The sequence below is a fragment of the Polyangium spumosum genome (assembly GCF_009649845.1).
GTDB lineage: Bacteria > Myxococcota_A > Polyangia > Polyangiales > Polyangiaceae > Polyangium > Polyangium spumosum.
In genome coordinates this window covers 120,778-146,558 of record NZ_WJIE01000014.1, presented here as the reverse complement: position 1 = coordinate 146,558, position 25,781 = coordinate 120,778, and the positions used below count along the sequence as shown (strand labels likewise).

The window sequence follows — 25,781 nt, the reverse complement described above, 5'->3', positions numbered from 1 at the left end:
TGAGGTAACGCACCGCCGAGGTCGTGGAGAGGCGTTTGCGCGGCGAGCAAGTGCCTTTCCACGGATCGGGCGAGGCGATTTCCCGGCGCGCGGGTGGGGTGTCGCGGGCGTGGAGAGCCCGTTTCCCGTCGTGCAGAAGGTCCGCGCCGCTCCTGTCGGGTGCTTGTCCCTGTTTTGGAGGTTGGGGCACAAGGAGGAGAGCGCCTTGCGTGCGCGAGGGAGGGGAGGTGGCGAGGGGAACGGGGCGGTCCGGGCGCCTCGACTCCGGGGAAGATTTCCGCCGAGGGCCGGCCGCCTCGCCGAGGGGCCCCGGACCCCTTGCGCGTGTTGCGCTCGCACACGTGGCTCGATCGTTGCACCGATTCCGCGCGGGAGGTGAAGAATGCTGAAGAGGGTGCAACGCAAGCTGGCGGTGGGCTTTGCTCTTCTTTCGGGGATGGTCGCTTCGGGGCTCGCGCTTCGTTCGGCGATCGCGCTGCCGGAGGGCTTTTCGTGGGTCTTCGGGACGAACGGCTACGTGCCCCCGGGGGCGATCCCTGGTGGCTCGGAGCCGGGGCGCATTCTGTACATCTGTCACGGGTGGTATCAGGGAGGGCTGCACCCTGGAAAGATCGTGGGAGCGAACTGCAACATCGGCTGGGGCGGGCGAGAGGTCCTCCTCAATGCCTACGAGGTGCTCGTAGGGGACCAATGGCGTGTCCAGTGGATCGACGCGAGCCACGGGGTCGTCCCCGAAGGCGCCGTCTCCGGCGGCTACGAGCCCGGACGTCCCAACCTGTACATCTGCCGAGCACAATATCGCGGTTGGCAGCCCGGAAAGATCGTGGGGGAAAACTGCAATTTCGGGTATGGCGGCGAGGAGAAGCTCTCCGTCTATTACCAGGTCCTCACGGCAAACGAGTAGCGGGAGCCGCGGCGCCGGGGCCAGAGCGCCTCACGCCCCCGTCGCCAACTCCCCCCCCGCCTCATCCACCGCATCGACCACGATCTGCCCTCGATCCACCGACAGCAGCGCCACCGATCCCGACGGCAACTCCCCGCGCAGGATCATCTCCGCGATCGGCGCCTCGACGTGCCGCATGATCGCGCGCTTCATCGGGCGCGCGCCGAGCCCCTCGTCGAAGCCGCCCTCCGCGAGCAACACGTCGAGCACCGCCGGCTCCACGTCGAGCCGGATCCCCTTCTCCTCGAGCCCCCGGCCGAGCGCCGCGAGCAGCCTGCGCGCGACCTCCTTCACCTCGACCTTGCCGAGGGGACCGAAGACCAAGACCTCGTCGATGCGATTGTAGAGCTCCGGCGGAAGCGCCCCGCGCGCGGCGGCGAGCATCGTGGATTCGAGCTTGTCCGGGGAGACCTGCGTCGCGCCCCGCGAAAAACCCACGGAGCGCTCGCTCTTCAGGGCGCCCGCCTCGGCCGCGCCGAGGTTCGAGGTCAAGACGATGACCGTGTTCGTGAAATCGACGCGCCGGCCGCGGCCGTCCGTCATGCGGCCCTCGTCGAAGACCTGCAGGAAGGCCTCGAGCACGTCGCGGTGCGCCTTTTCAATCTCGTCGAGCAAGATCACCTGGTAGGCGCGGCGGCGCACGGCCTCGGTGAGCTGACCGCCGGCCTCGTGCCCGACATACCCGGGCGGCGCGCCGATGAGACGCGCCGTCGCGTGCGCCTCGCTGTATTCGGAGAGGTCGAGCCGCGTCATGGCGTCGACCGAATGGAAGAGCGCCTCGGCGATGGCCTTCGCGGTCTCCGTCTTGCCGACGCCCGTCGGGCCGAGCAAGAGGAACGTGCCGAGCGGCCGATCCGCCCGGATGCCAGCGGCATTGCGGCGCAAGACCCGCGCGATACGCCCGAGCGGCGCAGAATGGCCGACGACCCGATCGGCGAGCAGCTTCTCCAGGTTGAGCATTCGCTCGCGGTCGGTCTCGAGCAATCGCTCCTCGGGGATGTCGGCGAGGCTCGCGAGGACCTCGGCCACCTCGGGCGGACCCACGGGCGGGAGTTTTCCAGGCCCCGCGCGCCGCTTCACGCGGGCCCCGGCGAGGTCGAGGATCCCGATCGCCTTGTCAGGCAAGGCGCGGCCCGGCAGGTATCGCACCGACCACGAGACCGCGGACGCGATCGACTCGTCCGCATACGAGAGGCCGTGATGCGCGCCGAGCCCGGCGCAGACCTGTTTGCAGAGCAAAAACGCCGATTCCTCGTCCGGCTCCTCGATCTCGACGACCGAGAATCGCCGCGCGAGGGCGGGGTCGGGCTCGAACGAGCGCCTCTGCTCCTCGGGCGTCGTGGCGCCGACCATCCGGAGGTCGCCGCGGGCGAGGGCGAGCTTGATCTCGGCCGTGGCCTCGTCGAGGCCACCCGAGAAGAGCTCGTGGATCTCGTCGACGAAGAGGATGACCACGCGCCCCTCCTCGCGAATCTCACGCAAAATGGCGTTCATGCGCTCGGCGAGCGCGCCACGTGTCCCCGTGCCGGCGACGAGCTCGGAGACGGCGAGCTCCACGAAGAGCCGCGCCGACGAGGGGTCCGCGTCGGCCTCGCGGGCGAGGCGCTCGGCGATGCCACGCGCGACCGAGGTCTTCCCGACGCCGGCCGGCCCGACGAGCAGGCAGCTATTCTGGTTTTTCTTGGCGAGGATATCGAGCGCCGCGTCGACCTCGAGGTCCCGGCCGATGACGGGCTCCATTTCGCCGAGGCAAGCCGCGAGCGTGAGGTTCTTCCCGAGCGCGGCGAGCGTCGGCGTCTTCGCCCGATCGAGCGCGAGCGGGTGCCCCTCCGGGATCACAGGGACGATCGCCGCGTCCTGCCGCGCCGCCTGCTTCGGGGGGTTCTCGGCGGGCTTCGCGGGCGCAGGCGCGGAGAGCGGGATCGGCGTCGCGGTCGCGCTGGTCGGGGGAATCGGAGCCGATTTCGCGGGCGGTCGTTGCTCCTGGCCGAGGCGACCCGGCGGCGGGAAAAGCGGGACCGTGACGCCCGTGCCCGTGGGCCTTTTCGTGGGCGTGGGTTTGTCGAGGTCGATCCGCGTGGGCTTCTGCAGGGCGGGCCGGCGATCGGCCTCCGTGGTCTTGCCTCCTGCCGTTTGCGGCAATCGCCGCGCCGCGACGACCCCGAGCGAGCGCTGCATGGCCGCCGTGCGCAGGCGCGCCGTATCGACGCCGGCCTGGACGAGGGCGCGGTGCGCGGCGGAGCTGCGGTCGGCGAGCAGGGCGAGGATCAAGTGCAGGGCGTTCGGCTCGCCGAGGGGAGCGCGCTTGCCGAGCTCGCGGGCCGCGACGACGGCGCGGGCGAGAGGATCGGGGCTGTCTTCGTCGAAGGATCGACCTGCCTTGAGGAGCGCGTCTGCCTCGAGGCGCCGCTCGCGGAGCAGCTCGCCGGCCTGACCTTCCCGGGAGGCGATGGCGGCGAGGAGGTGCACGCTCGTCGGGCGCTCCTTGCGCGCAGCGGCCAGGTCCTGGGCGAGCTTGCGCAGCGTGACGAGCTCGGCCTGCGAGCGGGGGATCGTCATGGTGGGAGGGGGGTCTCACGGACGCGGGGCGTGGGACAAGTTTTTGGCCGGGGACGTGGGCGGGGCGTGTAGGATGGAGCGCGAGGGCATGATTTCATGAAGACGCGACGCACGTTCCTCGTCCTGGCCGCGCTCGGGCTGCTCGTCGCCGGCGAGGCGCGGGCCGATCTCATCCCCGACGGGGAGAAACGTGTCGAGTACACGTTCTCTCTCGAAAACGGCTCGAACTTCCCCGACCACGTGTTCCTGGCGCACCCGTACACGACGTCCTTCGGCGCGCCCAACCCCGAGCTCTGTGTGCTCGGCCAGATGCCGATGATCGTGGGGAAGTATGTCAACCCCGTCGTTTACGCGATGAAGAAGGCCGATTTCGAGGCGTCCTCGCTGCGCAAGCTCCAGGGAGAGGACCTCGAAGCGTTCTTCGAGAAGGAAAAGACGCTCATCTCGTCGGGCCTCCGGATCTCGCCGGTGCATTACGTGCCCGAGCGCTGGCCGGTGAAGGGGGTGCACGACGTCGTGCGGGTCGAGAAGCTCGACGCCGGGGTCTTCGTCGCCCGGCTCGCGCAGGTGGTTTATTCGCTCGACGACGGGCAGAAGGTGACGCTCGACTATGCAGCCGACGGAAAACGGCCCGATCCGCCCGGCGTCGCGCGGCCCCCGGCGCGGGACGAGGCTGCTCCGCAGGAATCGAGCGCGCCCGGCGAGCCTCCGCCGAACGCACCGCCGCCCACGCGCGCGTCGAGCGGATGTGGCGGTTGTGCCGTGACGGGCGAAGAAGGCGCGGCGGGGGTCGTCGTGGGCCTCGGCCTGCTCGCGGCGCTTCGGGGGCGGAGGCGCCGCTCAATCGCGCCGTGATTCGACCAGCGCGCGATCGACGATATCGAGCAGCTCTGCGTTGCTCGGCCGGTCGTTGATGCTCTCGCCGACCTGCCGGAAGAAGATTCGCCCATCCGGCAGGATCACGAACACCGCGGGGACCGCGATGTCCTGGCCTTGCATGGCGACGCCGTACGCGAGCGCGGTCTTCAATCCGTCGTCGCGCAGGAGCGGATAACGGACGCCGAGCTTATCGGCGAGCGCGCGGGACTCCGCCTCGGTGTCGACGCTGATCGCCGCGAGGCCCACGCCGAGCCTGCGGAACCTGTCGTTCAAGCTTGCCAGCTGCCCGAGCTGGTTACGACAGTACAGTCACCAGTGGCCGCGGTAAAACACCACGACCGCGGGGCCTTTTTGCGTGAGGTCCGCGAGGGAGACGGCCTCGCCCGTGTGCGCGGGGAGCAAAAACGAAGGCGCCGGGGTCGCGGCGGCGAGCGCAGGGCCCCGCGTCTTCAAGTTGCAGCCAGCGGCGAGGGCGAGCAGCGCGGCGCCGACCAGGAAGAGGCGGCGCGGGAGCGGCGAGGGCATGCGGGCGAACGTACAGGGCCGCGGACGAGGCGGCAAGATCCGGGAGAGCCGTCAGAGGGTGTTCCACAGGCGTCGCGAGCGGGGCGAGGCTAGGGAGGGCGAGCGAGGCGTACTCTGTACGCTGAGCGAGTCCGACCGACGCATCGCGCCGCGCAGCAGCCTGTGGAACACCCTCTCAGAATCCGCTGCCGGTCACCGTGGTCGTGGGCAGCGGGCGCTTCGGCGTGGCCTCGGGCGTGGCCACCACGGGCGGGGCGACCGTACGTTTGATGATGTCCGCGACCATCGTATTACATTTCGCGGACGTGCCTCCCTGGCTCTCGTCGAGGCAGGAGACGACGAGCGCGCGGCCGGCGACGGCCTCCGTGACGAGCAGCATCGACGACCAGGTCACGCCGTCGACCGACGTCATCCAGCAGCTCTTGCCTTCGATCGTCGGCTTCGTGCGGGTGCGGCGCATCTTGGGCGATTGCTGCTCGAATCCGGTGAGGAATGCCTCCGCGAGCTTGTCGTCCACGGCCTTCACGGGCATGTCCGTGACCTTCATCGATTGCTTCTCGCAGGTGAGCGAGACGGTGCGAATGCCGTCCTTCTCCTCCGTGGTCGTCTTGCAATCGTCCGCGTTCGCCGCGAACCGGATCGGATACACGACCGTGACGATACCGCCCTCGGGCTGCGGGAACTGAAGGGCCTGGAAGGCGTCGAGCACGCACCTGGCGACGGCGGGATCGGGGAAGGCCTGCGCGTCCTCGCCGGCGCTCTGGACCTTGCCGTCCGTGCCGATGACGAAACGAACGGCGATGCGGCCTTCGAGGCTCGGGTTCTTCTGCAGGCCTTTCTCGTAGCAGGTCCGCATCACCTGGAAGTTGCCGCGGACGACCTTCTGGATCTCGGCCGGCGGGAGCCTGCCCTTCGGCGCCTCGGGCGCGGGCGCGGGGGCCACGTCCGCTGGCTTGTTCGGCGCCTCGGGCGCGGCGCTCGCCGCGGGGGGCGGCGCGGCCTCCGCGGGCGGCGGGGCGCTCGCCTGCGCATTCGGATTCGGAGGCGCGTCGGGCGGCGGCGTCGATCCAGCACAACCAACGAGCAAGAGGGCGAGGGACGAGGACCAGACGACGCGCGACATCGGCGCGGATGATAGAGCATCGAACCGTTCGATGCTCGCGAGATCGCGAAAGCGAGCTCGCCTCAAGGGGGTGAATCGGCCGGGCTCCGCCTGGCCGAGAGGGGGACGCGAGGCGTCCCCCTCGGGACAAGAGCCGCGCCGGGGTGCGTCAAGGCGACGTCCTTGCCGTCGGTCTTCGATACACGCGGCATTTCACGCCCTCATCGGAACCCATGGAAGACCGATGAAAACTTGATTGACCACCCGATCTGCACGAGAGAACGTAGACGTGTGCCGAGCGGCTCGGTTCGTCTCGGCACGGAGGCACGGAGGCTCACGTGAAGCGTCGCGATTTTCTCAAGGGCGCAGGTCTCGTCGCCGCCACCGCGGCCAGCGGTCTCGGCGTATCGCTCTGGGGCATGCGGCAAGCGCGCGCGTTCGGAGAGGTGCCGAAGGAGGCCGCGGGCGCGATGTTGCCGCCCGAGCTGCAGGCCGAAAACATCCTCGAGATCTTTCTCTACGGCGGCGTGAGCCAGTACGAGTCGTTTTACTGCGTGCCGTCGCTCGGACAGGCGAGCGGGACGCAGTGGCACGCGTACCTGAACTCCGGGCACGTCGAGGCCGCCGTCGCAGAGTGCGCCTTCCAGGGCCCGCTGACCGAGCCCTTCGCCGCCGACTCGCTCGGACAAGCCGTGCACCTCGGGCCCTTCGTCATGCCCCTGCGCGAGCGGCCGGACGTGATGGAGCGGACGCGTATCTCGGTCTCGGCGCACGACCTCGAGCCACACGAGGGCGCGATCCCCATGATGCTCGGCGGTCGCGGGCTCGGGCATCCGGCGTTCTCGGGGCTCGGCGCGCACGTGCAGCGGTACTTCCTCGAGCGCGAGAACGTGGCCGGCCGCGCGCCGTACTCGTACGCGCTGATGTCGAACGGCGCGAACGGGCTGCCCACGGACAACGTGCGCAGCGTCGTGTCGATCGGCATGCACCCCGGCGCGGCGCGCCCGCTCGCCATCAAGGTCGACGCGGCCGGTGACCTGACGAGCCTGCTCGCCCGCGGCACCGTCGGGGGGAACCGCGCGCAGTACGACGCGCTGATGCAGGGCTACATCGATCGGTACCACGAGCGGCTGCGCTGGAAGGGGCAAGCGAACCCGCTGCGCGCGCCGCGCCTCGGCGAGCTCGAGGCGGCGTCGAGCTCGATCGCGAACGCGCAGGCGATCTCGGGCGTGCTCGAGCCGCAGTTCTTCACGAAGATCGGCGGGTCGAACTGCGGCGACACCGCGAACACCGACGCGATGAGCATGAACCTCAAGCTCGCCGCGCACCTGCTCAAGCACCCGACGGTGCCCGCGAGGTACGTGTGCATCGTCGACACGGGGCTCATCTCGGCCGACGGCGGCGGCGGTTACGACACGCACGGCGAGAACTCGTTCACGCAGGCGCGGAACCTCTCGCACACGCTGAGGCAGCTCCTCTCGATGGTGAACGCGCCGGGCGAGAACAACCCGGCGAAGATCGACCTCGACAAGACGCTGATCGTGCTGACGACGGAGTTCGGGCGGAGCCCGTTCAAGCAAGGCAGCCAGGGGAGGAACCACTGGCCGTACGGCTTCCCGATCGTGTTCATCGGCGGCCCGGTGCGCTCCACCGGCAAGGGCGTGTTCGGCGCGTGTGGAGAGGACGGGCGCGCGGTGGTCGCCTCGACGCCGCAGGAGAACCGCATGGCGGCGCTGCTCTCGCTGGGGATCTGGCCCTTCGCGCAGGAGAGCTTCAACGTCTCCGACGTGCCGGGCGCTTCGACGGAGATCGACGCCGCGCTCCTCGTGCAGCAGCGGCAACTGGGGGTGGTGGCATGAAGACGAGGCAACTCTTCGGGCTCCCCGCCCTCACCCTGGTGATCTCCTGCGCGGCCGCGATGGCCGTGATGCCCGCGTGCAGCGGCGGCGGGAACGAGCCCGACCCTCCGACCGGGCCGGGCGCCGGCGGGGGCGGCGGCGAGGACGTGCACGGCACGGGCGGCGGCGGCGAGGGCGGGGGCGGCGGCGAGGAGCCGAGGCCGCACACGCCCGAGCACGTGTGGACCGAGTGCCAGGCGAGTGATCAAGCCTGGGTGCGCCGCGCGATCGTCGCGGTGAGCGGCCGCAAGCCGTGGGGCCAGGCCGAGGTGAACGCGTACACGGACGCGATCACCGCGCTCCGCAAGGCGGACCTCGAGGCCGCCGGCAAGTTCGGCGAGCTCGGCGGCGCGTTGCCTCCGTACGGCGACGACCTCGTGAACGCGCGCAAGATCGTGGCGCGCGCGCTCATGCGCGAGGACGCCTTCCGGCAGCGGTGGAGCGACTTCTTCATGGACACGCTGCGGGTCAACCGCATCGAGACGAAGTCGCTGCAGCAGTGTTACGGCGCGCCGACGGCCGCGGCCTTCGACAGCGGCGGCCTCGCCGCGTACGTGCGCGACAACGACGCGACCGCGAAGTCGCCGCCGCTCGCCTTCACCATGAACCACCTGCTCTCGTCGGCGATCGAGCTCGACGACCTCTCGCCCGTCTACCGCGCGAACCTCTTCGCGATGATGTCGCAGCCGTACTCGGGCGCGAACGTGGGCGAGTACGAGATGGAGCGCGCGCGGCGGCAGAACTTCGGCGCGATCTTCGAGCGCGCGTACCTGCACCGCGATCGCGTGTGCTTGACCTGCCACAACAGCGAGTTCTCCGTGACGTACAGCGACGATCCGGCGCTGAACCGCGCGTGGCCGGTGCCGGGGCTCTTCGAGGTCGCGCTCTACGGGAACTCGGCCGGCATGCACCCGATCGAGGAGCAAGAGACGAAGGGCACGGACGAGATGCGCGCCATCTCGATGCTGCGTTACTGGGGCGTCGGCGACGGCGGCGGGAGCGCGCCCTACGGCTGGAACGGCAACGCGTGTGGCACCTTCCGCGTGCCCTCGGAGGACGATCCGCTCGGCGTCGACACGTACTTCGGCTCGATCCGCTCCACGCCCGAGGCCCCGAACAAGGGCCGCCGCGCCAGCGTGTGGGACCTCGAGCGCTCGCTCAAGCGCGGCGTGGATCAGCTCGCGGCCCACGGGCTCCGCCGCCTGCCGGGCGGCGTGCTCGCCGATCCGGACGAAGCGTTCGCGTACATGGTCGCGCAGAACGTGGTCGACGTCGTGTGGGCCGAGGTGATGGGCACGCGCCTGACGATCGCGAACTACTTCCCGCGCACCGAGGTGCAGCGCGACATCTTGATGGGGCTCACGGAGAAGTTCGTCGCGTCGCACTTCTCGTTGCGCGAGCTCTTGAGCGACATGCTCGCGCACCCGGCCTTCAACCTGAAGGCGCCCGAGGAGGGCTGCGGCGCGGCGCCGTACGAGGTGCCGCGGATCTTCGATCCGTGGACGATCGCGGACAAGGACCTCGGCCGGCGCGGCAACAGCCCCGCCGACGGCGTCTTCGCGATCTCGTCGCGCCCGCTGCGCCGGAGCCTGCACCGCGCCATGGAGTGGCCGCACTACAGCGAGTATCCGAACGACGGCACGGAGCAGGGCTTCCAGCTCGCGATCGGCTTCGCCTTGAAGGACGCCGAGCCGGGCTTCCGCGGCCTCGACTTCCAGGGGCGCCTTTCGTGGGAGGCGTCGTACGGCGCGTGCAAGCCGCTCAGCGGGAACGACTTCATCCACAAGATCGTGGCGCGAGCCCAGGCGACGCCGGGCGCGACCGTGGGCGACGCGGTGATCGCGCTGAAGGATCGCCTGCTCGGCGAGCCGTGGGTCGAGCCCACGACCGAGAAGCCGCAGATCGAGGCGCTCGTGCAGGCGACGCTCGAGGACACGAACCTCACGGGCCTCGACGCGAAGCTGCGCTCGTTCTGCGGCGTCCTCGTCGCGGCGCCGCAGTTCATGCTCGGCGGGATCCCCGCGAAGGACGCGACCGAGGTGCCGAAGCTGACGCCGTCGGAGATCTCGTACGAGGGTACGTGCGGCTACGTGTCGTACGTCGCGGGGCAGATCAGCGCGCCGTACACGATCACCTGCGGGCCGGGTACGATCAGCGCGAAGAAGCTGTAACGGAAAGGGCGGTTCGGATGGGATTGTCGCGCGCGGCCAGGGTGATCGGCGCTGTCTCGATCACCCTCGCGCTTCTGGCCGGATGCGGGGCCGACGAGGACGTGATGCTCACGGGCGGCGAAGGCGGCGCGGGCGTGGGCGGGACCGGCGGCGCAGGCGGCAGCGGCGGCGCAGGCGGCGGCGGCGCGGGCGGGAGCGACGATCCGGCGGAGCTGATCTATCCGAACATCGCGGCGCTGCATCAGCTCGGCGTCGCGCAGACGTGCTCGCTCAACCAGGGCGTGTGCCACGCGTCGCGGCAGTACCCCGAGCTCGGCGCCGTGAAGGACATGCTCGCGCTCGTGAACGCGCCCTGCCAGATCGCCGCGGCCGAGCCGAGCCTCGTGCCCGACGAGTGCGAGCGGCCCGGGGACAAACTCGTGCTCGGCGGGTTGGAACAGGAGATCTTGCAGGTCTACATCGCCCAGAACGAGGCCTTCCCGCCGTCGATTGTGGAGCTTGTCCTCGGCGCGCCGGTGCCGTCGACCGGCCCTGCCGGCACGCGTATCCGCAGGCTCGACGACGCGGGCGTCGAGGTGCTCAGCGTGCCCCTCGACGGCGCGACGATCAGCCCAGGACCGACGCCGTCGGGCGTGCTCGTGGGCCTCGGCGCGGCGCCCGCCGCGCTGAAAGGTTTCCTCGACGTGCGCGTGACCGATCTCGATCGCGTGCGCGTCGGCGACGCGAACGGCAACGGCAGCGCGCATCCCTCGGCCGCGCCGTGGTCGCTCGTCTCGCCGGGTGATCCGGGGCGGAGTTACCTCTACAAGCGGCTGCTCTCGGACACGCTCGGCCCGCGCATGCCGCTCATCGAGCGCACGTGGAGCGCGCTCGCGACGCGGGCGGTGTGGTGCTGGATCCGGGGCATGAAGCCGGACGCAGAGGCGGGGGAGCTCTCGAGCCTCGATCCGATCGACTACGGAGACTGCCCCACCGACCCCGACGCGCCCGATCCGAACACGGCGGGCACGTGGGGGAGCGTGCGTACGCTCATGGGCTCGCGGTGCGCGACCGCGAAGTGCCACGACGCCACGGACAAGGTGGGGGACCTGGATCTCACGCCCGACGCGGAGACGTTCCTGGCGAACGTGATCAACGCGCCCTCCGTGCAGACGGGCGCGCAACGTGTGGTGCCGGGGCAACCGGCGGCGAGTTACCTGCTCTGCAAGGTGGATCCGCACTGCGAGGGGCGCGCGGACATGACGGCGCTCATGCCGCTCTCGGGCGAGCCCCTGACGGAGGCCGAGATCAAGTCGATCGCGGCCTGGATCCAGGCCGGTTCGAAGCTCGAGTAGGCGCGGGCGCCCGCTCGGCCACCCCGGGCACGCCGAGGTCGGCGAGCACCCTCCTGAGCTCGCTCGCGTCCCTCGCGACGCGCGCCTTCTCTCCGAGCGCGCGTTTCGGATCTCCGCCGAACCACACGGCGCGCATGCCTGCGGCGAGCGCGCCCTCCACGTCGGCCGCGAGCGAGTCGCCGATGTGCACGATCCGATCGAGCGACTTGCCGAGCCGCGCGGCGGTCCAGGCGAAGATCGCGGGGTCCGGCTTGTCCATGCCGAGCCTGCCGCTGTCGGCGATCACGAGGAAACGATCGTCCCAGCCGAGCTCGGCGACGAGCTCGGCGAGCCGCCCCTCCGAGTTCGAAACGATGCCGACGGGCACGCCCGCGTCGTTGAGGTCGTCGGCGAGCTCGAGCATGCCGGGGATCGGCCGTCGCCAGAGGTTCTTGCGCGGCTGCTCGGACCAGAGGAAATCCACCGCGTCCGCGAGCGCCTCCTCGCCGAGCGGCGAGGGGGCAGCTTGCTCGAGCAGGGCGCGCATGAAGACCTTCCAGGGGTGCCCTCCGAGCCCGCGGTGGATGGCGTCATCGTAGGCGCGCCATGCCTCGGGGAGGGCGACCTCGATTCGTTGGGGGTCAAACGGTAGGCTCCGCTCGGCGAGGCGCGCGGCCGTGAGGTCCGTGTCGAGCGCGACGAGCGTTTGTCCGAAGTCGAAGGTGACGGCGTGCATGGCGACCGTCCGTTAGCACGGAGCGGGCTCGCCCGGGGGATCTGCGGCGACTTCAGGCGTCGTTCGCGCCTTCGTACATGCGGTCGATTTCGCTGGCGTAGTGGTCGTGGACCACGCGGCGCTTGAGTTTGAGGGTGGGCGTGAGCTCACCACTCTCGATCGTGAAGGCCCGATCCAGGATGTGAAATTTCTTCACGGTCTCCACACGAGCGAGCGTGGAATTCACACTGTCGACGGCCTTCTGGACCGCGGCCACCACCGAGGGATCCTCGCGCAGCTTCGCCAGGTCCGCCCCGGGTGCCCCTGCGAGCTCGCCGGCGGCTGCGGGATCGATCACCACGAGCGCCGTGAGGAACTTGCGCCGGTCGCCGATCACGACGGCCTCGGCGATGGGCGGGTGGTTCTTCAGGGCCGCCTCGATGTTCTTCGGGGCGATGTTTTTCCCGCCTGCCGTGATGATGATCTCCTTCTTGCGCCCCGTGATCGACAGGAAGCCGTCCTTGTCGAACTGCCCGAGGTCGCCCGAGTGCAGCCAGCCGTCGACGAGCGTGTCGGCCGTCGCCTGCTGCTCCTTGTAGTAGCCGAGGAACACGTTCGGGCCCTTCACCAGGATCTCGCCGTCCTCGCCGATCTTCACCTCGACGCCGTCGAGCTTGGTGCCCACGGTGCCGAGCTTGGTGTTGTTCGTCCGGTTGAACGTCGTCGGGCCCGTGTCCTCGCTCTGGCCATAGACCTCGGAGACGATGATGTCGAGGCTCGCGAAGAACTCGAGGATCTCCTTCGAGACGGGCGCGGCGCCGGAGACACACGTGCGCGCGCGCGACAGGCCGATCGCCGCCTTGAGCTTCGAGAAGACGAGCCTCTGCGCGAGCTTGTACTGCAGCCCCAGCGCGCCGCGTGGCTCGCGCCCGCGCATCCTCTCCGCCGTCGCGTCGCGCGCGACGTCCATCGCCCACGCGACGAGCGCCTTCTTCGCGCCCTTCGCCTCCTTGAGCTTGCCCTGGACGCCCGCGTAGAACTTCTCCCAGATGCGCGGCACGCCGAAGAAGAGCGTCGGCTGCACCTCTTTCAGGTTGTCCGGGACCTTGTCGATGCCCTCGGCGAAGTAGGCCGCGGCGCCCATCGTGATGCAGCCGTGGATGGTGAACATCTGCTCGGCGATGTGCGAGAGCGGCAGGTACGAGAGCACGCTGTCCTGCGCGTTGCCGCCGACGAGCTTCTGCGCCGCGTCCGCGGTCCACGCGAGGTTCTCGTGCGAGAGCATCACGCCCTTGGGCGGGCCCGTCGTGCCGGAGGTGTAGATGAGCGTCGCGAGGCCCTGCGGCTCGAGCGCGTCGATCCGCGCGAAGAAGTCCACGTCGCTGACGTCGTTGCCCTTGTCGAGGAAGGCCTCGTACGAGACGACCATCGGATGATCGATACGCGGCGCGCCACGCATCGTGACCACGTGCTTCAGCCGGGGCAGCTCGCCCAGCATCTTCTCGATCTTCGCCCACTGCCCGCCGTCCTCGAGGAGGACGATCTCGCTCTCGGCGTGGTGGACGATGTACGCGACCTCCTCGGGCGAACACGTCGTGTAGATGCCCGCGGGCGCGCCGCCCACGGCCATCGTCGCGACGTCGAAGGCGACCCACTCGCTCTTGTTGAAGCCGAGGATACACGTGGTGAAGCCCGGCTTCTGGCCGAGCGCGATCATCGCCTTGCCCAGGCGTTTGACCTCGTCCGCGAGCTCGCGATAACTCTTCGGCCGGTACACGCCGCCCGATTTGACGTGGTGGGCAGGCGCGTCGGGCCTGCGTTCGGCCTGCTTGAACAGGCGGCCAGGGATGGTCTCGTTCGGCGTAGACATGGGACGCCGAGTCTAGACGAGCCCCGCGCCGTTCGTTGCACTCGAAAATCGGACGGGTCCGGAAGATTCAGCGATGCCCGAAGACGTCCTTGTCCGGCGCCGGGCCCGCAGAGGAAGACGAGGTCGGCGCGGCCGTCGGCGGAGGAGGCGGAGGCTCGCGCGGTTCGTCCACCGGATCTCGCTGCCGTCCTGCCGCAGCGCGCAACGCGATCACGCGCGTCACGAGCTCGGTCGCCTCGTCCGTCGACATGTCCACGCGCGCCGAGATGCGCGGGCCCTTCGCGCCGATCTCGAGCCGCGAGAGGATCGGCCCGAGGCCCATCAGGCGCACGAGCATGTCGTCCGCCTGCGCCACGCGTCTTCCCTCGAAGACCGTCGCCAGCTCGGCGCACGGGGCCGCCGCGTCGCAGGCCACGACCGCCGACAAACCCACGCGCTCGCCGATCGAGACCGAGAGGCCCAGGCCCACGACCGACGCCGCCGGCGAGCCCTGCGCGCCGGAGAGCGCGATCTCCTCGAGCAACGTGCGCCGCTGCTCGGGCGTGAGCACCACGGTCACGCGTAACGCGCCCGGGCCCGCCTCCGCGGCGAGCTTCGTGTGATCGCTGTCGGCGCGCGCGGAGGGCACGCGTCCCTCGGCCGCGTCGATCATCGAGCGCAGGTAGCTGCCCGCGCCGAGCAACACGGGCCCGCCCTCGCGCACCGCGATCTCCGCGCCGCTCGTCGACAGGCTCGCGTCGCGCACCGTGCGAAACCCGCCGATCGGGTTCACCACCGAGCGGCCGCCGCGCGCCTCGATGACCTTGCTCGCGCATGCGAGCAGGGCGTCCGGGTCGATCGTGCCCGAGGCGACGAGGCCGAAGTCGCCGCCTTCACCCGCCGCCGGCACGGCCACGCCGAGCTCGTTCAGGCCTGCCATCGGATCGAAGCCGCAGACGTCGCGGACCTTGCCGAGGCCGGGGATCTCGCGGGTCTCGGAGAGCAGGGGCGCGAAGGACGGCGAGCGCCGGAGGGCGCCGAGGTCGGCCGTGGCCACGAGCAACGCGCCTTCGGGGATCGCGTCGAGCGTCCCGGGCAGCGGGCGCGCCACCTCGCGTTTTTGCCACAACCACGCGACGGCCGCGACGACCACGGCCGCGGTGGCCGCGAAGACCAGGGCGTTTCGCGTGCGCGTCTGCACGGGCCGAAGCCCTACCACGTTTTTCAGGAGGGGGCGCGGCTCGCTTGCCGCGAGGCCTGCCGCTCGCGCCGCCGCGCCTCCCGCTCGGGCGACCACGTCGTGCCGTGCAGCCAGTCGAAGAGCGGCACGGTCACGTTGAAGTTCCAGCGCTTCATCAGGCGCGGCTCGTGGTGGCGGCGGTGATGCTCGCGGAGCCGGGCGACGAGGCCGATCCGCGCGATCGGGTGCTCGTCCGGCAGGTGGTAGGCGAGGTGGAGCCACTCGTACGACAGGAAAAACACCATCGACGTCGCCGTCGCGAGCATGGCCACGTTCGTGCCGAGGGCGTACGTCAGGCCCACCGCGAGCGGCAGGACGAGCGTGAAGAAGACGAGCACGATCGCGTAGGGCGGCATCAGGATGAGCCACATCTCGCGCGGGCCCTTCATGGCCATGTCGCGGTCGGTGTAGATCACGTGATGGCTGAGCTCGTGCCGCTCGTAGAGCACGCCGAGCAGCGGCATCCGCTTGTGCAGGATGTCCTTGTGCGCGCGCCACTCGAAGCCGAAGCCGGCGAGCAGCGTGATCGGCACCGCGAGGAGCTCGATCGGCCGGAGCGCCTCGATCCCGAGGAGCGACGCCACGAGCACGGAGAGCCCGAGCAGGCCGGGGAACACGAAGTGGAACGTGGGGCTGTAACCCGCGGGGATCTGCGCGACGATGGAGGCGCGCTTCTCGTCGCGGATCAGAGCGAGATCACGCGGGGCTTCCGCCATGTATCGACGCTACGTTCTGCAAACGTAGAATGCAAGTCACCCGGCGCCCTTCGGCGCCCCGTTGCCCTTGTTTCCTCGCTCGAACAGCCCTCCGATGGCCTCGCCGATCCGCGGGACGACCGAGTGGATGACCACGAGCCCGACCAGGAAGGCGACGAGGGCGAGCTCGTGGGGGGTGCCGAAGGCGGACATCGACGGAAGGCTACCACCAGAGCGGCCAGGATCGGCCCAAATGTTGGAACGAACCCCGCCTTGGACGTAGGAAGGGAAGAGCCCGAGGAGCACGCGTTGACAGCCTGCCGCATCGGGTCGAAGGATCACGCCGTGCCCGCGATGGAGGAAGCCCCGAACACGCCGCGTCGCGACGTGATCCTGATCGCGGACGCCTCCGCCGAAGGGCAAACGATCGCCGCGGCGCTACGCGCGCAAGGCTTCGCCGTGGCCTTCGCGCCGATCGAGCGGCTCGAGGCGCGCGTGCTCGACGAGTCGCCGAGGGTCCTGCTCGTCGACATCGATCAACCCGGCGCGCGGGACGCGATCGAGCGGCTGCGCGAGCTGCCCGGCGGCGCAGACGCCGAGCTCGTTTGTCTCGGCAGCCACCTGCGCGCCGCCGAGATCGGCGCGACCTCCGCCGCCGGCCGCTCCTTCGCGAGGCCACTCGACATCCACGCGATTGTCGCCCAGATCGCCGCGCTCGCCGAGCCGGCCCCGCTCGACCTCGACGACTCGATCGTCGACGACCGCGGCGTCGCCGCCATCCGGCCCGGCGAGACCATCCCGCCCGGCCTGCTCGACGACGGCAGCGGCGCCTTCCCCCCGGCCTTCCAGTCCGCGTTCCCCGGCGCCCCCGAGCTCGCCGAGATGGGCGCGTCGATCTTCCCGCCCGACGACGGCGAAGGGCCGTCGCCTCCCACCTTGCTCCCCGCGCACCCCATGCAGGTCTCGCCCGAGCTCATGAGCCTGCTCGCCTCGGCCGAGCAGCGGGTGCTCGCCGAGACCACGTCGGCCTCGTCCGCGCCCCCGCCCGCGATCGCCGAGGAGGAGGTCGACATCGTCCTCGCCGACGAGTACCTCGCCATCCTCGAAGAGCCCCTCGACGCCGAGGCCGACAGCTCCCAGTCCGACCTCGGCCACACCGGCGGCATCGACCCGGGCACCGGGCCAAACGCCTTGAGCCTGACCACGGGCGCGTTCGCCACGACCGAAGGCAACGCTTCGGCGCCCTTCGCCCCGAACCCCGCGCTCTCCCAGACCGGCTCCCTCGAGCCGCCGAGCATCGGCGACCTCGCGCTCGACATGCCGCCGACCCCGCAGCCGAGCGAGTCGACCGCCGCCGGCACGACCGCGCCCGGGCGCTCGACCCCGCGCTCGCCCGAGGCACGCGGCGCCATGTCCGAGGCCCCGGCGACCGCCTGGGAGCCGCGCCCGAGCCGGACCGATCCCGACGCGGGCACGCCGGTCCGGCCGATGGACACCACGCCCGGCCGGCCGGCCGACTCCCGCCCCGTCGCCACGCCCACGCCGCCGCGCCCGCCGCCGCCCGTGATCGAGCCTGTCATCGACGTCCCGCCGCCGACGGTGTTTCCAGCGCGCTGGTCGAGCGCCGTTCGCCTGGCGTCGACGCTCGGGGGTTATGCTCCGGCGAGCGGAGCTACGCCCCCGAACCCCCAATCTCCCCCCACGGCTCCCAGCATCCTCACGCGGAACTCGGACGCCCCGCCGCCTTCGGTGCGCCTCGCCCCGCCCGTGCCGCCGCCGCCTGCGCCGCTCCCGTCCTCGCAGCCCGCGCGTGGCGCGCAGGGCCCGACGAGCGCCCGCCCCACGGTGCTCGGGCCCGGCGACGCGCCGCGCGCCCTCGCCCGCGCCATCGCCAGCCGCGCCACGGGCTCGCTCGCGATGAACGACGGCGGCTCGGTGCGGCGGATCGTCCTGCAGGACGGCGACGTGGTCACGGCGGGCTCGGGCCTCGCCGACGAGGCGCTCCTCTCCTTCCTCTCGGCCCGCGGCGACATCGAGCGGGACGTCGCGCACCGGCTCGTGGGCAAGCTCCCGCCCTCGGGCCGGCACGCAGGAGCTGCGCTGATCGCGCACGGTTTTCTCCAGCAGGACGCGCTCTGGCCCGTCCTCCGCGCCCACGCCGAGTGGATCATCGGCCGGGCGATCCTCGTCGAGGCTGGCACCCTGGAGCTCGAGTCCGAGCCGCCGGGGCGCCTTCGCGCCGAGCCCAACGTCTTCGGCGGGGCCACCGGGGCCGAGGTCTTCGTCGAGATCGTCCGGCGCGTCATCCCGCCCGAGCTCGCCCTCGCGCGCCTCGGCGGCCCGGCCGCGCGGCTCGACGCCGGCCCGCGCATGTCGCTCCTCTCCGAATGCGCGCTCCTGCCGGACGAAGCCACGCTCGTGGGACAGGCGCCCGGCAGCACCGTGGGTGAGCACACGTCACGCACCGGGCCCGACGTCGCGACGCTTCTGTATGCGCTGGTTTGCCTGGAGGTCCTCGTGGCCCTCGTGCCGGCGCGCGCGACCACGTCCGAGCGCCGACCGGCGGAGGATCCGCTCGACGAGGAGGCGATCCGGATGCGGGTGCGGGCGCGGCTCGCGCTCGTCGAGGATGGCGACTACTTCGCGTTGCTCGGCATCACGCGGACGGCGACGAATTACGAAATCCGGCGGGCGTACCTGGAGCTCCGGCGCTTCTTCGAGCCTTCGCGCCTGCTCACGGCGGCGACGGCCGACCTCCAGAGCGACGTGCGCCTGGTGATCGAGGTGCTCGACGAGGCGTACGAGATCCTGAAGGACGGGACGCGGCGGGAGCGGTACCGGCGGGCGATCGAGGCGGGGCCGCCGTCCTGAGGGCCGTGTAGATCATTCCTCCGCGTCGGAGGCGGGCGTCCTCGTCCGTACGGACTCGGGGGGCAGGCTGGCGAGGATGTCCACGACGTGGGAGGCGAGCGAGTGGGCGAGCGAGAGCTCGTGTTGTGCTGCGGCGCTGAGCCCGAAGCGTCCGGTATCGACCAGCGCGTCGGCCAGCGCTTGCGCGAGCGTCAGGGCTCGCGTCACCGGGGACACGTCGTCCGCGCGGGACGTGGACGCGGGCTGTGCATGGTCCTGCCCGTCCGTGTCGGGCTGAGGACCAAGGGCCGTACGTTGTCCGTGGGAGATCGATAGGTCGAGCGCCATGAGGTATCGCCTCGCAGTTCGTGGACGTGGGTCGCGCGCGCGAACGCCCATGCAAGCTCGCGGCCAGAGCGTGGAGAGGTTGTCTCCGCCGGAAGGTTCGTCCAGCCGGGGCACAGACGCGCGCCGAGGCGAGGCGTCTGGCGGAAGGTTTGTCGGGGGTCGCCTTCCGCGCGGCGCGTCAACGTTTGGGGGCTGTGAGAGCCAGGATCCAGGGCTGGGGACGAGCGTGGATCGCGCACAGCGGCAGCGGCAGCGTCGAGTGCGCGAAAGGAGCGCACTGCCGCGTGCTGCTACGAGGTGGGGATCACAGGGTCTCTTCGCGGATGGGCGGCTCGTCTTCGAGGTGGCGGGTCTGGGACTGGTAGGTGAGGAACTCGCCGATGAAGCCCGTCGAGAAGAGCTGGATGCCCGTGACGATCATCAGCACGCCGAGGATCAAGAGCGGCCGGTCGCCGATCTTGTGCCCGAGGAACCAGAGCACCGTCAGGTAGGCCTCGATGAGCACGCCGATCCCCGCCAGGAGCAGGCCCGCGAAGCCGAAGAGGTGCATCGGCCGCTTCTGGTAGCGGGTCAAGAAGAGCACGCTCATCAGGTCGAACGAGCCGCGCAGGATCCGCTCGAGCCCGTAGCGCGAACGGCCGTACTTGCGCGCGTGGTGCTTGATCGGGATCTCGGTGACGCTGAAGCCCTGCGACGCCGCGAGGGCCGGGATGAACCGGAACAGGTCGCCGTAGATCGGGATCGAGCGGATGACCTCGCTCCGGTACGCCTTGAAGCCGCAGTTCATGTCGTGCAGCTTCACGCCCGTCAGAAGGCCCACGGTCCCGTTGAAGATCCGCGACAGCAAGAGGCGGTTCGTCGGGTCGAGGCGCTGCACCTTCCAGCCGACCACGACGTCGTGGCCCTCCTCGAGCTTCGTGAAGAAGTTCGGCAGGTCGGCCGGGTCGTCCTGCAGGTCGGCGTCCATCGTCACGTAGATCGAGCCACGCGCCCGGCGGAAGCCCGCCGTGAGGGCCTGGGCCTTGCCGAAGTTCTTGCGCAGGCGCACGCCGCGGATGTTCGGGTTCTCCGAGGCGAGGCGCTTGATCACGGACCACGAGTCGTCCGTGCTGCCGTCGTCGACGAAGATGAGCTCGTATTGCTCCTTGCCCGCGAGGGCCTCGTGGATACGCCGGGCGAGCTCGGGCAGGCTCGCCGACTCGTTCAGCCCGGGGACCACGAGCGAGACCCGCGGCAGCAGGATCACCGGGCTCTCGCCCACCTTCCGGGTCAGGGCGATGGCGGCAGGCTCGCCCGGGGAGGGCTGGGTGATGTCCACGGCGCTCACGGCGGCCGAGGATAGCAGAACGGTCCGTCCGCACGAGCGCCTCCCGTGCAGGCAGAACGAGATCGCGGTGCTACCCTCGCGCCCGCGATGAAGCTGCTCGTGACCGGCATCGCCGGGTTCATCGGATCTCACCTCGCCGAGCGCCTGCTCGATCGGGGCGACACCGTCGTTGGCCTCGACAGCTTCGACCCGTTCTACCCGCGCTCGCTCAAGGAGCGGAACCTCGCGAAGATCCGCGGCCGCGCCCACGTCGTCGAGGCCTGCCTGCTCGACGAGGCGGCCGTGACCGAGGTCTTTTCGGCGACGGACTTCGACGTCGTCGTGCACCTCGCGGGCCTCGCGGGCGTGCGCCCGAGCCTCTCTTCGCCTTCGCGTTACCAGCGCGTGAACGTCGAGGGCACGACGCGCCTGGCCGAGCACGCTCGTGCGCGGGGCGTGCGCCGCTTCGTCTTCGCGTCGAGCTCCTCGGTGTACGGCGCGAGCAAGCGCTTTCCCTTCGCGGAGGACGACCACGCCGACGAGCCGTTGAGCCCGTACGCCGCGAGCAAGCGCGCGGCCGAGCTCGTCTTGCGCGCGCTCGTGCACACGCACGGCCTCGGCGTGACGAGCTTGCGTTACTTCACGGTCTACGGCCCGCGCCAGCGCCCCGAGATGGCCATCCACGCCTTCTGCCGCGCGATCGATCGAGGCGAGCCGATCGAGCTCTACGGCACGGGCGAGGCGAGCCGCGACTACACCTACGTCGACGACGTGATCGACGGCACGCTCCGCGCGATCGACCGGGTGGGCGAGGGCTACCGCGTGTACAACCTCGGCGCCGGCGGCGCGCCGACGACGTTGAACGAGGTCGTCGTGTTGCTCTCCGAGGCCCTCGGCAAGCCTGCGATCGTCCACCGCGGGCCGAGCGTCGTCGGCGACGTCGAGCACACGATCGCGGACATCACGCGCGCGCGCGCTTCGCTCGGGTATACGCCGACGACGGGGATTCGGGAGGGGATCGAGCGGTTCGTGGCGTGGTACCGGGGCATGTCCCGGTAGTCACCGCGCCTTCGACCGCGCCCCGCTCGCCCGGTGATGCATCCGTTTCCGTTTGCGGGGCACGAGCTCCGGCACGGGCCCGTGTTTCTTCAGGATCTCGGCGAGCGCCTCGTCGGAGAGCGTGCGCGAGAGGGCGATGAGCGCGTGACGGGGGCTCTCGTCGGGCGAGACGACCAGGTCGACGAGCTCCACGCCGAGGGCCTCGGCGATACGCTGCAACGTCTCGACGGTCGGGTTCGCCAGGCCGTGCTCGATGCTGGAGATGTGGCCCTTGTTGGCGAACGACTCGTCCGGGTCGTGGCCTTCGGCGACCTCCTCCTGGGTGAGCCCTGCCGCGAGGCGAAACGCCTTCAGGCGCTCGCCGATGGAGAGGAAGAGCTTCTTGGGGCGGACTCTGCGCGGCATGTGCTTCTCGCTATTTCTCGATCGACTGGCTGCATTCGCTCGGGGGGTTTGGTATCGCCTACGTCCGGGTCGTGCTTCCCATGCCGATGTTTCCTCTGACTTCCTCCAAGATCCTCGTCACCGGCGGCGCCGGGTTCCTTGGCTCGCACGTCGTGGAAGTGCTGAAGGCGCGTGGGGCGCGGGAGGTCGTGGTCCCGCGCTCGTCGGCGTTCGATCTGACGGACGCGCGGGCGGCGCGGTCTCTCTTCGAAACGGTCCGGCCCGACCTGGTCTTGCATCTGGCGGCGCGCGTGGGCGGGATCGGCGCGAACCGGCGGCACCCGGGCACGTTCTTCCGGGACAACATGCAGATGGGGCTGCACGTGCTCGAAGAGGCGCGGCGGGCGGGGACGCCGAAGGTGCTGGTGGCAGGGACCATCTGTGCTTATCCGAAATACGCGCCGGTGCCGTTCCGGGAGGAGGACCTGTGGAACGGGTATCCGGAGGAGACGAACGCGCCGTACGGCATCGCCAAGAAGGCGCTGCTCGTGATGGCGCAGGCGTACCGGAAAGAGTTCGGGTCGAAGTTTGTCGTCGTCTTCCCGGTGAACCTCTACGGGCCGCGGGACAACTTCGACCTCGAGGACTCGCACGTGATCCCGGCGATGATCCGCAAGTTCGTGGAGGCGCGCCGCTCGGGCGAGCAGACGGTGACGCTCTGGGGCGACGGCTCACCGACGCGGGAGTTTTTGTACGTGGAGGACGCGGCGGAGGGGCTGGTGCTGGCGGCGGAGCGGTACGACGGCGAGGAGCCGGTGAACCTGGGCGCGGGGCGTGAGGTGTCGATGCGGGATCTGGCGGGGCGGATCGCGCAGGGGTGTGGGTACGAGGGGGCGATCGTGTGGGACACGTCGCGCCCGAACGGTCAACCGCGCCGGATGCTGGACGTGACGCGAGCGCGGGAGTGGTTCGGGTTCGAGGCGCGGACGACGCTGGAGGAGGGGCTGGGGAAGACGATCGCCTGGTACGAGGCGAATCGGGGGCGGATCGTCGGGTCGTAGGTGAGGAGGGGCGCCGTGGGGGGCGCACGGGGCGCGCTTGGTGTCGGGTGTGGACGTCGTGCGTGGCGCACGGGGGTCACTCGGAGCGCCGAGGGAGCATCTTGCGTGACGCACGAGGGTCACTCGGAGCGCCAAGGGAGCATCTTGCGTGAGGCGCGGGGGTGACTCGGAGCGCCGAGGGAGCATCTTGCGTGGCGCGCGGAGGGGGATGGAGACGGCGAGCGAGGGCCGTGCGTGAGGCACGGGGGACGATCCAGGCGGGGAGGGAGGGGCGTGCGTGTGCTCGGGGTGGGGGAACTCGTGGTAGGAGAGGCGCGAAGGTCACGATGATGACGCGTCTCCTGCAACGGCTACGCGAGCATGCCCCTTGGGTCGGGCTCGCCCTGGGTCTGCTCCTCGGCGTCGTGCTCGGCGCCACCTACTTCCCCTCGGCCGGGCATGACGACAGCCACATCACGTACTGGGCCTCCCACGCGCTCGCGCGATTCGGGTCGATCGTCAATTACAATGGCCAGCGTATCGAGCAGAGCTCGAGCCTCTCGCTCGTCGTGTGGCTCGCGCTCGCCGAGAAGCTCACGGGCGCGGGCGCGCCGCTCCTCGGCTGGATCACCAGCATAGGCTGCGCGGCGCTCGCCCTCGGGGTCGTGACGGCCCTCGCGCGTGGCGTGTCCCCGCGGCTCTCGCCGCTCGCGGCGCCGCTGCTCGCGACGAGCATGTGTTTCTTGTACTGGAGCACGAGCGGCATGGAGACCTCCATGACGGCGCTGCTCGGCGTGCTCGCCGTGCTCGTGATCACGCGGTACGTGGAGGCGGACCCGCCCGCGGCGCGGACGCGTGGCCAGGCCCTTCGCGCCCTCGCGCCCGTCGTCCTCGTATCCGCGGGTCTCGCCGGCGCGCGGCCGGAGTCACCCGTGATCTTGCTGGGGCTCGCGGCGACGGCGGCGACGTATTCGTTTTTGCTTCGCGCGCTCGAGAAGACGGGGGAGGCGCGGCGGCGTTTTTTCAGGAGCCTGCACATCTTCGGCGCGTCGGTCGTGTCCGTGGCAGCGCTCGTCATCTATCGCAAGGTGGTCTTCGGCAGCGCCGTGCCGAACCCCGCGGCCATGAAATCGGGGGGGTTCGACCTCGAGCACGGGTTTCGTTACGCGCGAGCGGGCTTCGAGGGGACGAATTCGGCGTACGTGCCCCTCCTCTGCGTGGCGCTCGTCATGGTCGCCTGGGGCGTGGTGAAGCGCCGTCTGCCGATGTCCGTCGTGCTCACGGCGGCGCTCGCATTTGCTTCGACGGCATTCGTCCTGATGAGCGGGGGCGACTGGATGACGGGGGCCCGATTCCTCGTGCCCGCCATGCCGGCGTACGTCGTGCTCGTGCTCTTCGTGATCGACCGCGCCGCGCGAGATCGGGCGGCGGCGGGCTTTTTGTTCGGGGCGACGCTCCTCTGGCTCAACCTGAGCGCCGTGATCGATTACGGCCGGTCGCCTTCGAACATGAGCCACCGGTGGACCGAGGCCACGAAACACGCGCGCGCGGCGCGCGACAAACCCGGCATGGCGGACCTCTCCTTCCCGGAGCTCGCGAACCGCCCGCACCGCCGCGACGCGAAGCTCCTGCCCGTGCTCCTGGAGACGCTCGAGAAGCTCGGCCCGACGCGCGAGCGGCCCCTCTCTTTCGTCTCGGGCCAGGCGGGGATGGTGCCGTATCACGTGATGCAGAGGTATCACGGCGCGATGCATTTCCTCGACCTGTACAACCTGTCGTCGAAGGAGCTCGCCGGCTGCGTGCCCCCGCGCGCGCAGCGGCGCCTCGTGCACGGGGTGTATATCGAGCTCAAGTACGTCATCGAGCACGGAAAGGAGCTCGAGCAGAGGTGCAACCTCACCCCCCCGGTGATCATCTTCGACGCAGGGAGGCCGCCCGCGTGGCTCGGGAAGCATGGTTATCGCGTGATCCACGACGACCACGAGGATCTGCCGGCGTACATCGCGGTGCACACCTCGGTCGCGGAGCGGCTGCAGAACGAGGGCCGGTGAGCGGCGCGCGGGGAGGACGACGGCCGCGTCTCGCCGCGCCGCGCACGCCTGATTGACGGAGGCCCGCGGGGCTCAACGATCTCATCAGGCGTCGAAACCGGCGCCAGGAGGTCGCGATGTCGAACCGCTTTTTCTCGATCCATTGGGTTCAGAAGTTGAAGATGAGGCGCGCCGCGCTCGCCTTCGGGCTCCTCGCGGGAAGCACCCTGCTCGCCGGGCAGGGCTGCGTCGCGACCGTCGAGGCACCCGAGGACGAGGCGGCGCCGGCCGTCGATGACCTCGTCGTTCAGCCCGCGGTGGTGGGGAGGCGCGAGCTCATGCGGGTCGCGCAGAACATCTCTCTCCCCTCGCCGGCGCAGATCGAGCAGATCCCGGTCCCCGCCGTCAAGAACGCAGCCCGTCAGCTCTACATCGAGCTCGCGGGCTTCAAGCGCAATCGATTCGCCAGCGCCACGAGGCTCCGCTACTCGGCGAACCGCGTCAATGCAGCGGGGAGGAACCTGGAGAGTGTCGTCCGCCAGGTCGCGCGTGGCAGGAGGCTCTCCATGAACCTCCCGGAAGCCGCGGATCCGCCCGACGATACCGGAGAGGGCGCGCTCGCGCTCACCGCGTCTCTCGCCGCTTACGAGTTGTGCCTCGACACCAACCTCACGGGGTACACGTTCTGCCTCAACGCCGCAGGGGGGAATGCCGCGCTGCAGGCGCAGTGCAATGCGAACTTCCTCAACCTCGTGGTGGCTTGCTCCGCGGTGTTCTAGTCCCGACGGCTGAAGATACATCCGGCTCCGATGCTCACGTGCCATCCGCGCGGAAGCCTTCGCCCTCACACGCCTCCCGCCCCGCACGACCCCCCT

General features: G+C 70.4%; 22 protein-coding genes. 10 read left to right on the top strand and 12 right to left on the bottom strand.

Annotated elements, in window-relative coordinates; genetic code table 11:
- Positions 1-382 precede the first annotated feature (382 nt).
- Entirely contained in the window at positions 383-904 is a 522-nt protein-coding gene (locus GF068_RS34390; protein ID WP_153823758.1) for a DUF3421 domain-containing protein, read from the top strand.
- A 30-nt stretch (positions 905-934) separates the two neighbouring features.
- Here GF068_RS34390 and GF068_RS34385 read toward each other — a convergent pair whose 3' ends face one another.
- Positions 935-3,502: an AAA family ATPase gene (locus tag GF068_RS34385; protein ID WP_153823757.1), complete on the bottom strand. Its 2,568-nt coding sequence runs from the start codon at positions 3,500-3,502 to the stop codon at positions 935-937.
- 96 nt (positions 3,503-3,598) lie between these two features.
- Here GF068_RS34385 and GF068_RS34380 point away from each other — a divergent pair, with 96 nt between their 5' ends.
- Positions 3,599-4,357: an MYXO-CTERM sorting domain-containing protein gene (locus GF068_RS34380; protein ID WP_153823756.1), complete on the top strand. Its 759-nt coding sequence runs from the start codon at positions 3,599-3,601 to the stop codon at positions 4,355-4,357.
- Here GF068_RS34380 and GF068_RS34375 read toward each other — a convergent pair.
- The 3 genes from GF068_RS34375 to GF068_RS34365 all read right to left on the bottom strand — a co-directional run bounded on the left by GF068_RS34375 (position 4,343) and on the right by GF068_RS34365 (position 6,029).
- The gene (locus GF068_RS34375; protein ID WP_153823755.1) at positions 4,343-4,690 is read right to left on the bottom strand and encodes a peroxiredoxin family protein; all 348 of its coding nucleotides are present in this window, start codon (positions 4,688-4,690) and stop codon (positions 4,343-4,345) included. The genes GF068_RS34380 and GF068_RS34375 overlap by 15 nt on opposite strands.
- Positions 4,691-4,906, bottom strand: a complete 216-nt coding sequence (locus GF068_RS34370; RefSeq protein WP_153823754.1) for a thioredoxin domain-containing protein — start codon at positions 4,904-4,906, stop codon at positions 4,691-4,693.
- 175 nt (positions 4,907-5,081) lie between these two features.
- Positions 5,082-6,029 carry an AgmX/PglI C-terminal domain-containing protein gene (locus tag GF068_RS34365; protein ID WP_170319847.1) on the bottom strand — a complete coding sequence of 316 codons (948 nt, stop codon included), beginning with the start codon at positions 6,027-6,029 and terminating at the stop codon, positions 5,082-5,084.
- A 317-nt stretch (positions 6,030-6,346) separates the two neighbouring features.
- Between GF068_RS34365 and GF068_RS47225 the strand changes: the two genes are divergently transcribed.
- The 3 genes from GF068_RS47225 to GF068_RS34350 are packed head-to-tail and all read left to right on the top strand — an operon-like array spanning position 6,347 to position 11,411.
- A complete protein-coding gene (locus GF068_RS47225) occupies positions 6,347-7,867 on the top strand; it encodes a DUF1501 domain-containing protein (protein WP_153823753.1) in 1,521 nt (506 codons plus the stop codon).
- Positions 7,864-10,077: a hypothetical protein gene (locus GF068_RS34355; protein WP_153823752.1), complete on the top strand. Its 2,214-nt coding sequence runs from the start codon at positions 7,864-7,866 to the stop codon at positions 10,075-10,077. The genes GF068_RS47225 and GF068_RS34355 overlap by 4 nt, the downstream gene beginning before the upstream one ends.
- A gap of 17 nt (positions 10,078-10,094) precedes the next feature.
- Positions 10,095-11,411: a hypothetical protein gene (locus GF068_RS34350; RefSeq protein WP_153823751.1), complete on the top strand. Its 1,317-nt coding sequence runs from the start codon at positions 10,095-10,097 to the stop codon at positions 11,409-11,411.
- Here GF068_RS34350 and GF068_RS34345 read toward each other — a convergent pair.
- The 5 genes from GF068_RS34345 to GF068_RS34325 all read right to left on the bottom strand — a co-directional run bounded on the left by GF068_RS34345 (position 11,365) and on the right by GF068_RS34325 (position 16,102).
- Positions 11,365-12,126, bottom strand: coding sequence for an HAD family hydrolase (locus GF068_RS34345; protein WP_153823750.1), 762 nt, complete (start codon positions 12,124-12,126; stop codon positions 11,365-11,367). The two genes, GF068_RS34350 and GF068_RS34345, sit on opposite strands and share 47 nt — an antisense overlap.
- Positions 12,127-12,178: 52 nt before the next feature.
- On the bottom strand, positions 12,179-13,975 hold the full coding sequence (locus GF068_RS34340) for an AMP-dependent synthetase/ligase (RefSeq protein WP_153823749.1): 1,797 nt from the start codon (positions 13,973-13,975) through the stop codon (positions 12,179-12,181).
- A gap of 67 nt (positions 13,976-14,042) precedes the next feature.
- On the bottom strand, positions 14,043-15,155 hold the full coding sequence (locus tag GF068_RS34335; protein WP_153823748.1) for a hypothetical protein: 1,113 nt from the start codon (positions 15,153-15,155) through the stop codon (positions 14,043-14,045).
- 23 nt (positions 15,156-15,178) lie between these two features.
- Positions 15,179-15,910 carry a sterol desaturase family protein gene (locus tag GF068_RS34330; RefSeq protein ID WP_153823747.1) on the bottom strand — a complete coding sequence of 244 codons (732 nt, stop codon included), beginning with the start codon at positions 15,908-15,910 and terminating at the stop codon, positions 15,179-15,181.
- 36 nt (positions 15,911-15,946) lie between these two features.
- Positions 15,947-16,102 (bottom strand): hypothetical protein, encoded by a 156-nt coding sequence (locus tag GF068_RS34325; RefSeq protein ID WP_153823746.1) that lies wholly within the window; start codon positions 16,100-16,102, stop codon positions 15,947-15,949.
- Between the two features lie 60 nt (positions 16,103-16,162).
- On the opposite strand from GF068_RS34325, the gene GF068_RS34320 reads away from it, so the two are divergent.
- Positions 16,163-18,760 carry a hypothetical protein gene (locus tag GF068_RS34320; protein WP_153823745.1) on the top strand — a complete coding sequence of 866 codons (2,598 nt, stop codon included), beginning with the start codon at positions 16,163-16,165 and terminating at the stop codon, positions 18,758-18,760.
- Between the two features lie 12 nt (positions 18,761-18,772).
- On the opposite strand, the gene GF068_RS34315 is transcribed toward GF068_RS34320, so the two are convergent.
- Positions 18,773-18,967: a hypothetical protein gene (locus tag GF068_RS34315; protein WP_153823744.1), complete on the bottom strand. Its 195-nt coding sequence runs from the start codon at positions 18,965-18,967 to the stop codon at positions 18,773-18,775.
- A gap of 424 nt (positions 18,968-19,391) precedes the next feature.
- The gene (locus GF068_RS34310; protein ID WP_338046691.1) at positions 19,392-20,414 is read right to left on the bottom strand and encodes a glycosyltransferase family 2 protein; all 1,023 of its coding nucleotides are present in this window, start codon (positions 20,412-20,414) and stop codon (positions 19,392-19,394) included.
- A gap of 87 nt (positions 20,415-20,501) precedes the next feature.
- Here GF068_RS34310 and GF068_RS34305 point away from each other — a divergent pair, with 87 nt between their 5' ends.
- Positions 20,502-21,452: an NAD-dependent epimerase/dehydratase family protein gene (locus tag GF068_RS34305; protein ID WP_153823743.1), complete on the top strand. Its 951-nt coding sequence runs from the start codon at positions 20,502-20,504 to the stop codon at positions 21,450-21,452.
- Here GF068_RS34305 and GF068_RS34300 read toward each other — a convergent pair whose 3' ends face one another.
- On the bottom strand, positions 21,453-21,857 hold the full coding sequence (locus GF068_RS34300; protein WP_153823742.1) for a helix-turn-helix domain-containing protein: 405 nt from the start codon (positions 21,855-21,857) through the stop codon (positions 21,453-21,455).
- A gap of 86 nt (positions 21,858-21,943) precedes the next feature.
- Here GF068_RS34300 and GF068_RS34295 point away from each other — a divergent pair, with 86 nt between their 5' ends.
- The 3 genes from GF068_RS34295 to GF068_RS34285 all read left to right on the top strand — a co-directional run bounded on the left by GF068_RS34295 (position 21,944) and on the right by GF068_RS34285 (position 25,685).
- Positions 21,944-22,897 (top strand): GDP-L-fucose synthase family protein, encoded by a 954-nt coding sequence (locus tag GF068_RS34295; RefSeq protein WP_153823826.1) that lies wholly within the window; start codon positions 21,944-21,946, stop codon positions 22,895-22,897.
- A gap of 326 nt (positions 22,898-23,223) precedes the next feature.
- Positions 23,224-24,927: a UbiA prenyltransferase family protein gene (locus GF068_RS34290; protein WP_153823741.1), complete on the top strand. Its 1,704-nt coding sequence runs from the start codon at positions 23,224-23,226 to the stop codon at positions 24,925-24,927.
- Positions 24,928-25,043: 116 nt separating this feature from the next.
- Complete coding sequence (locus GF068_RS34285; protein ID WP_153823740.1) at positions 25,044-25,685, top strand: hypothetical protein; 642 nt, start codon at positions 25,044-25,046, stop codon at positions 25,683-25,685.
- Positions 25,686-25,781 lie beyond the last annotated feature (96 nt).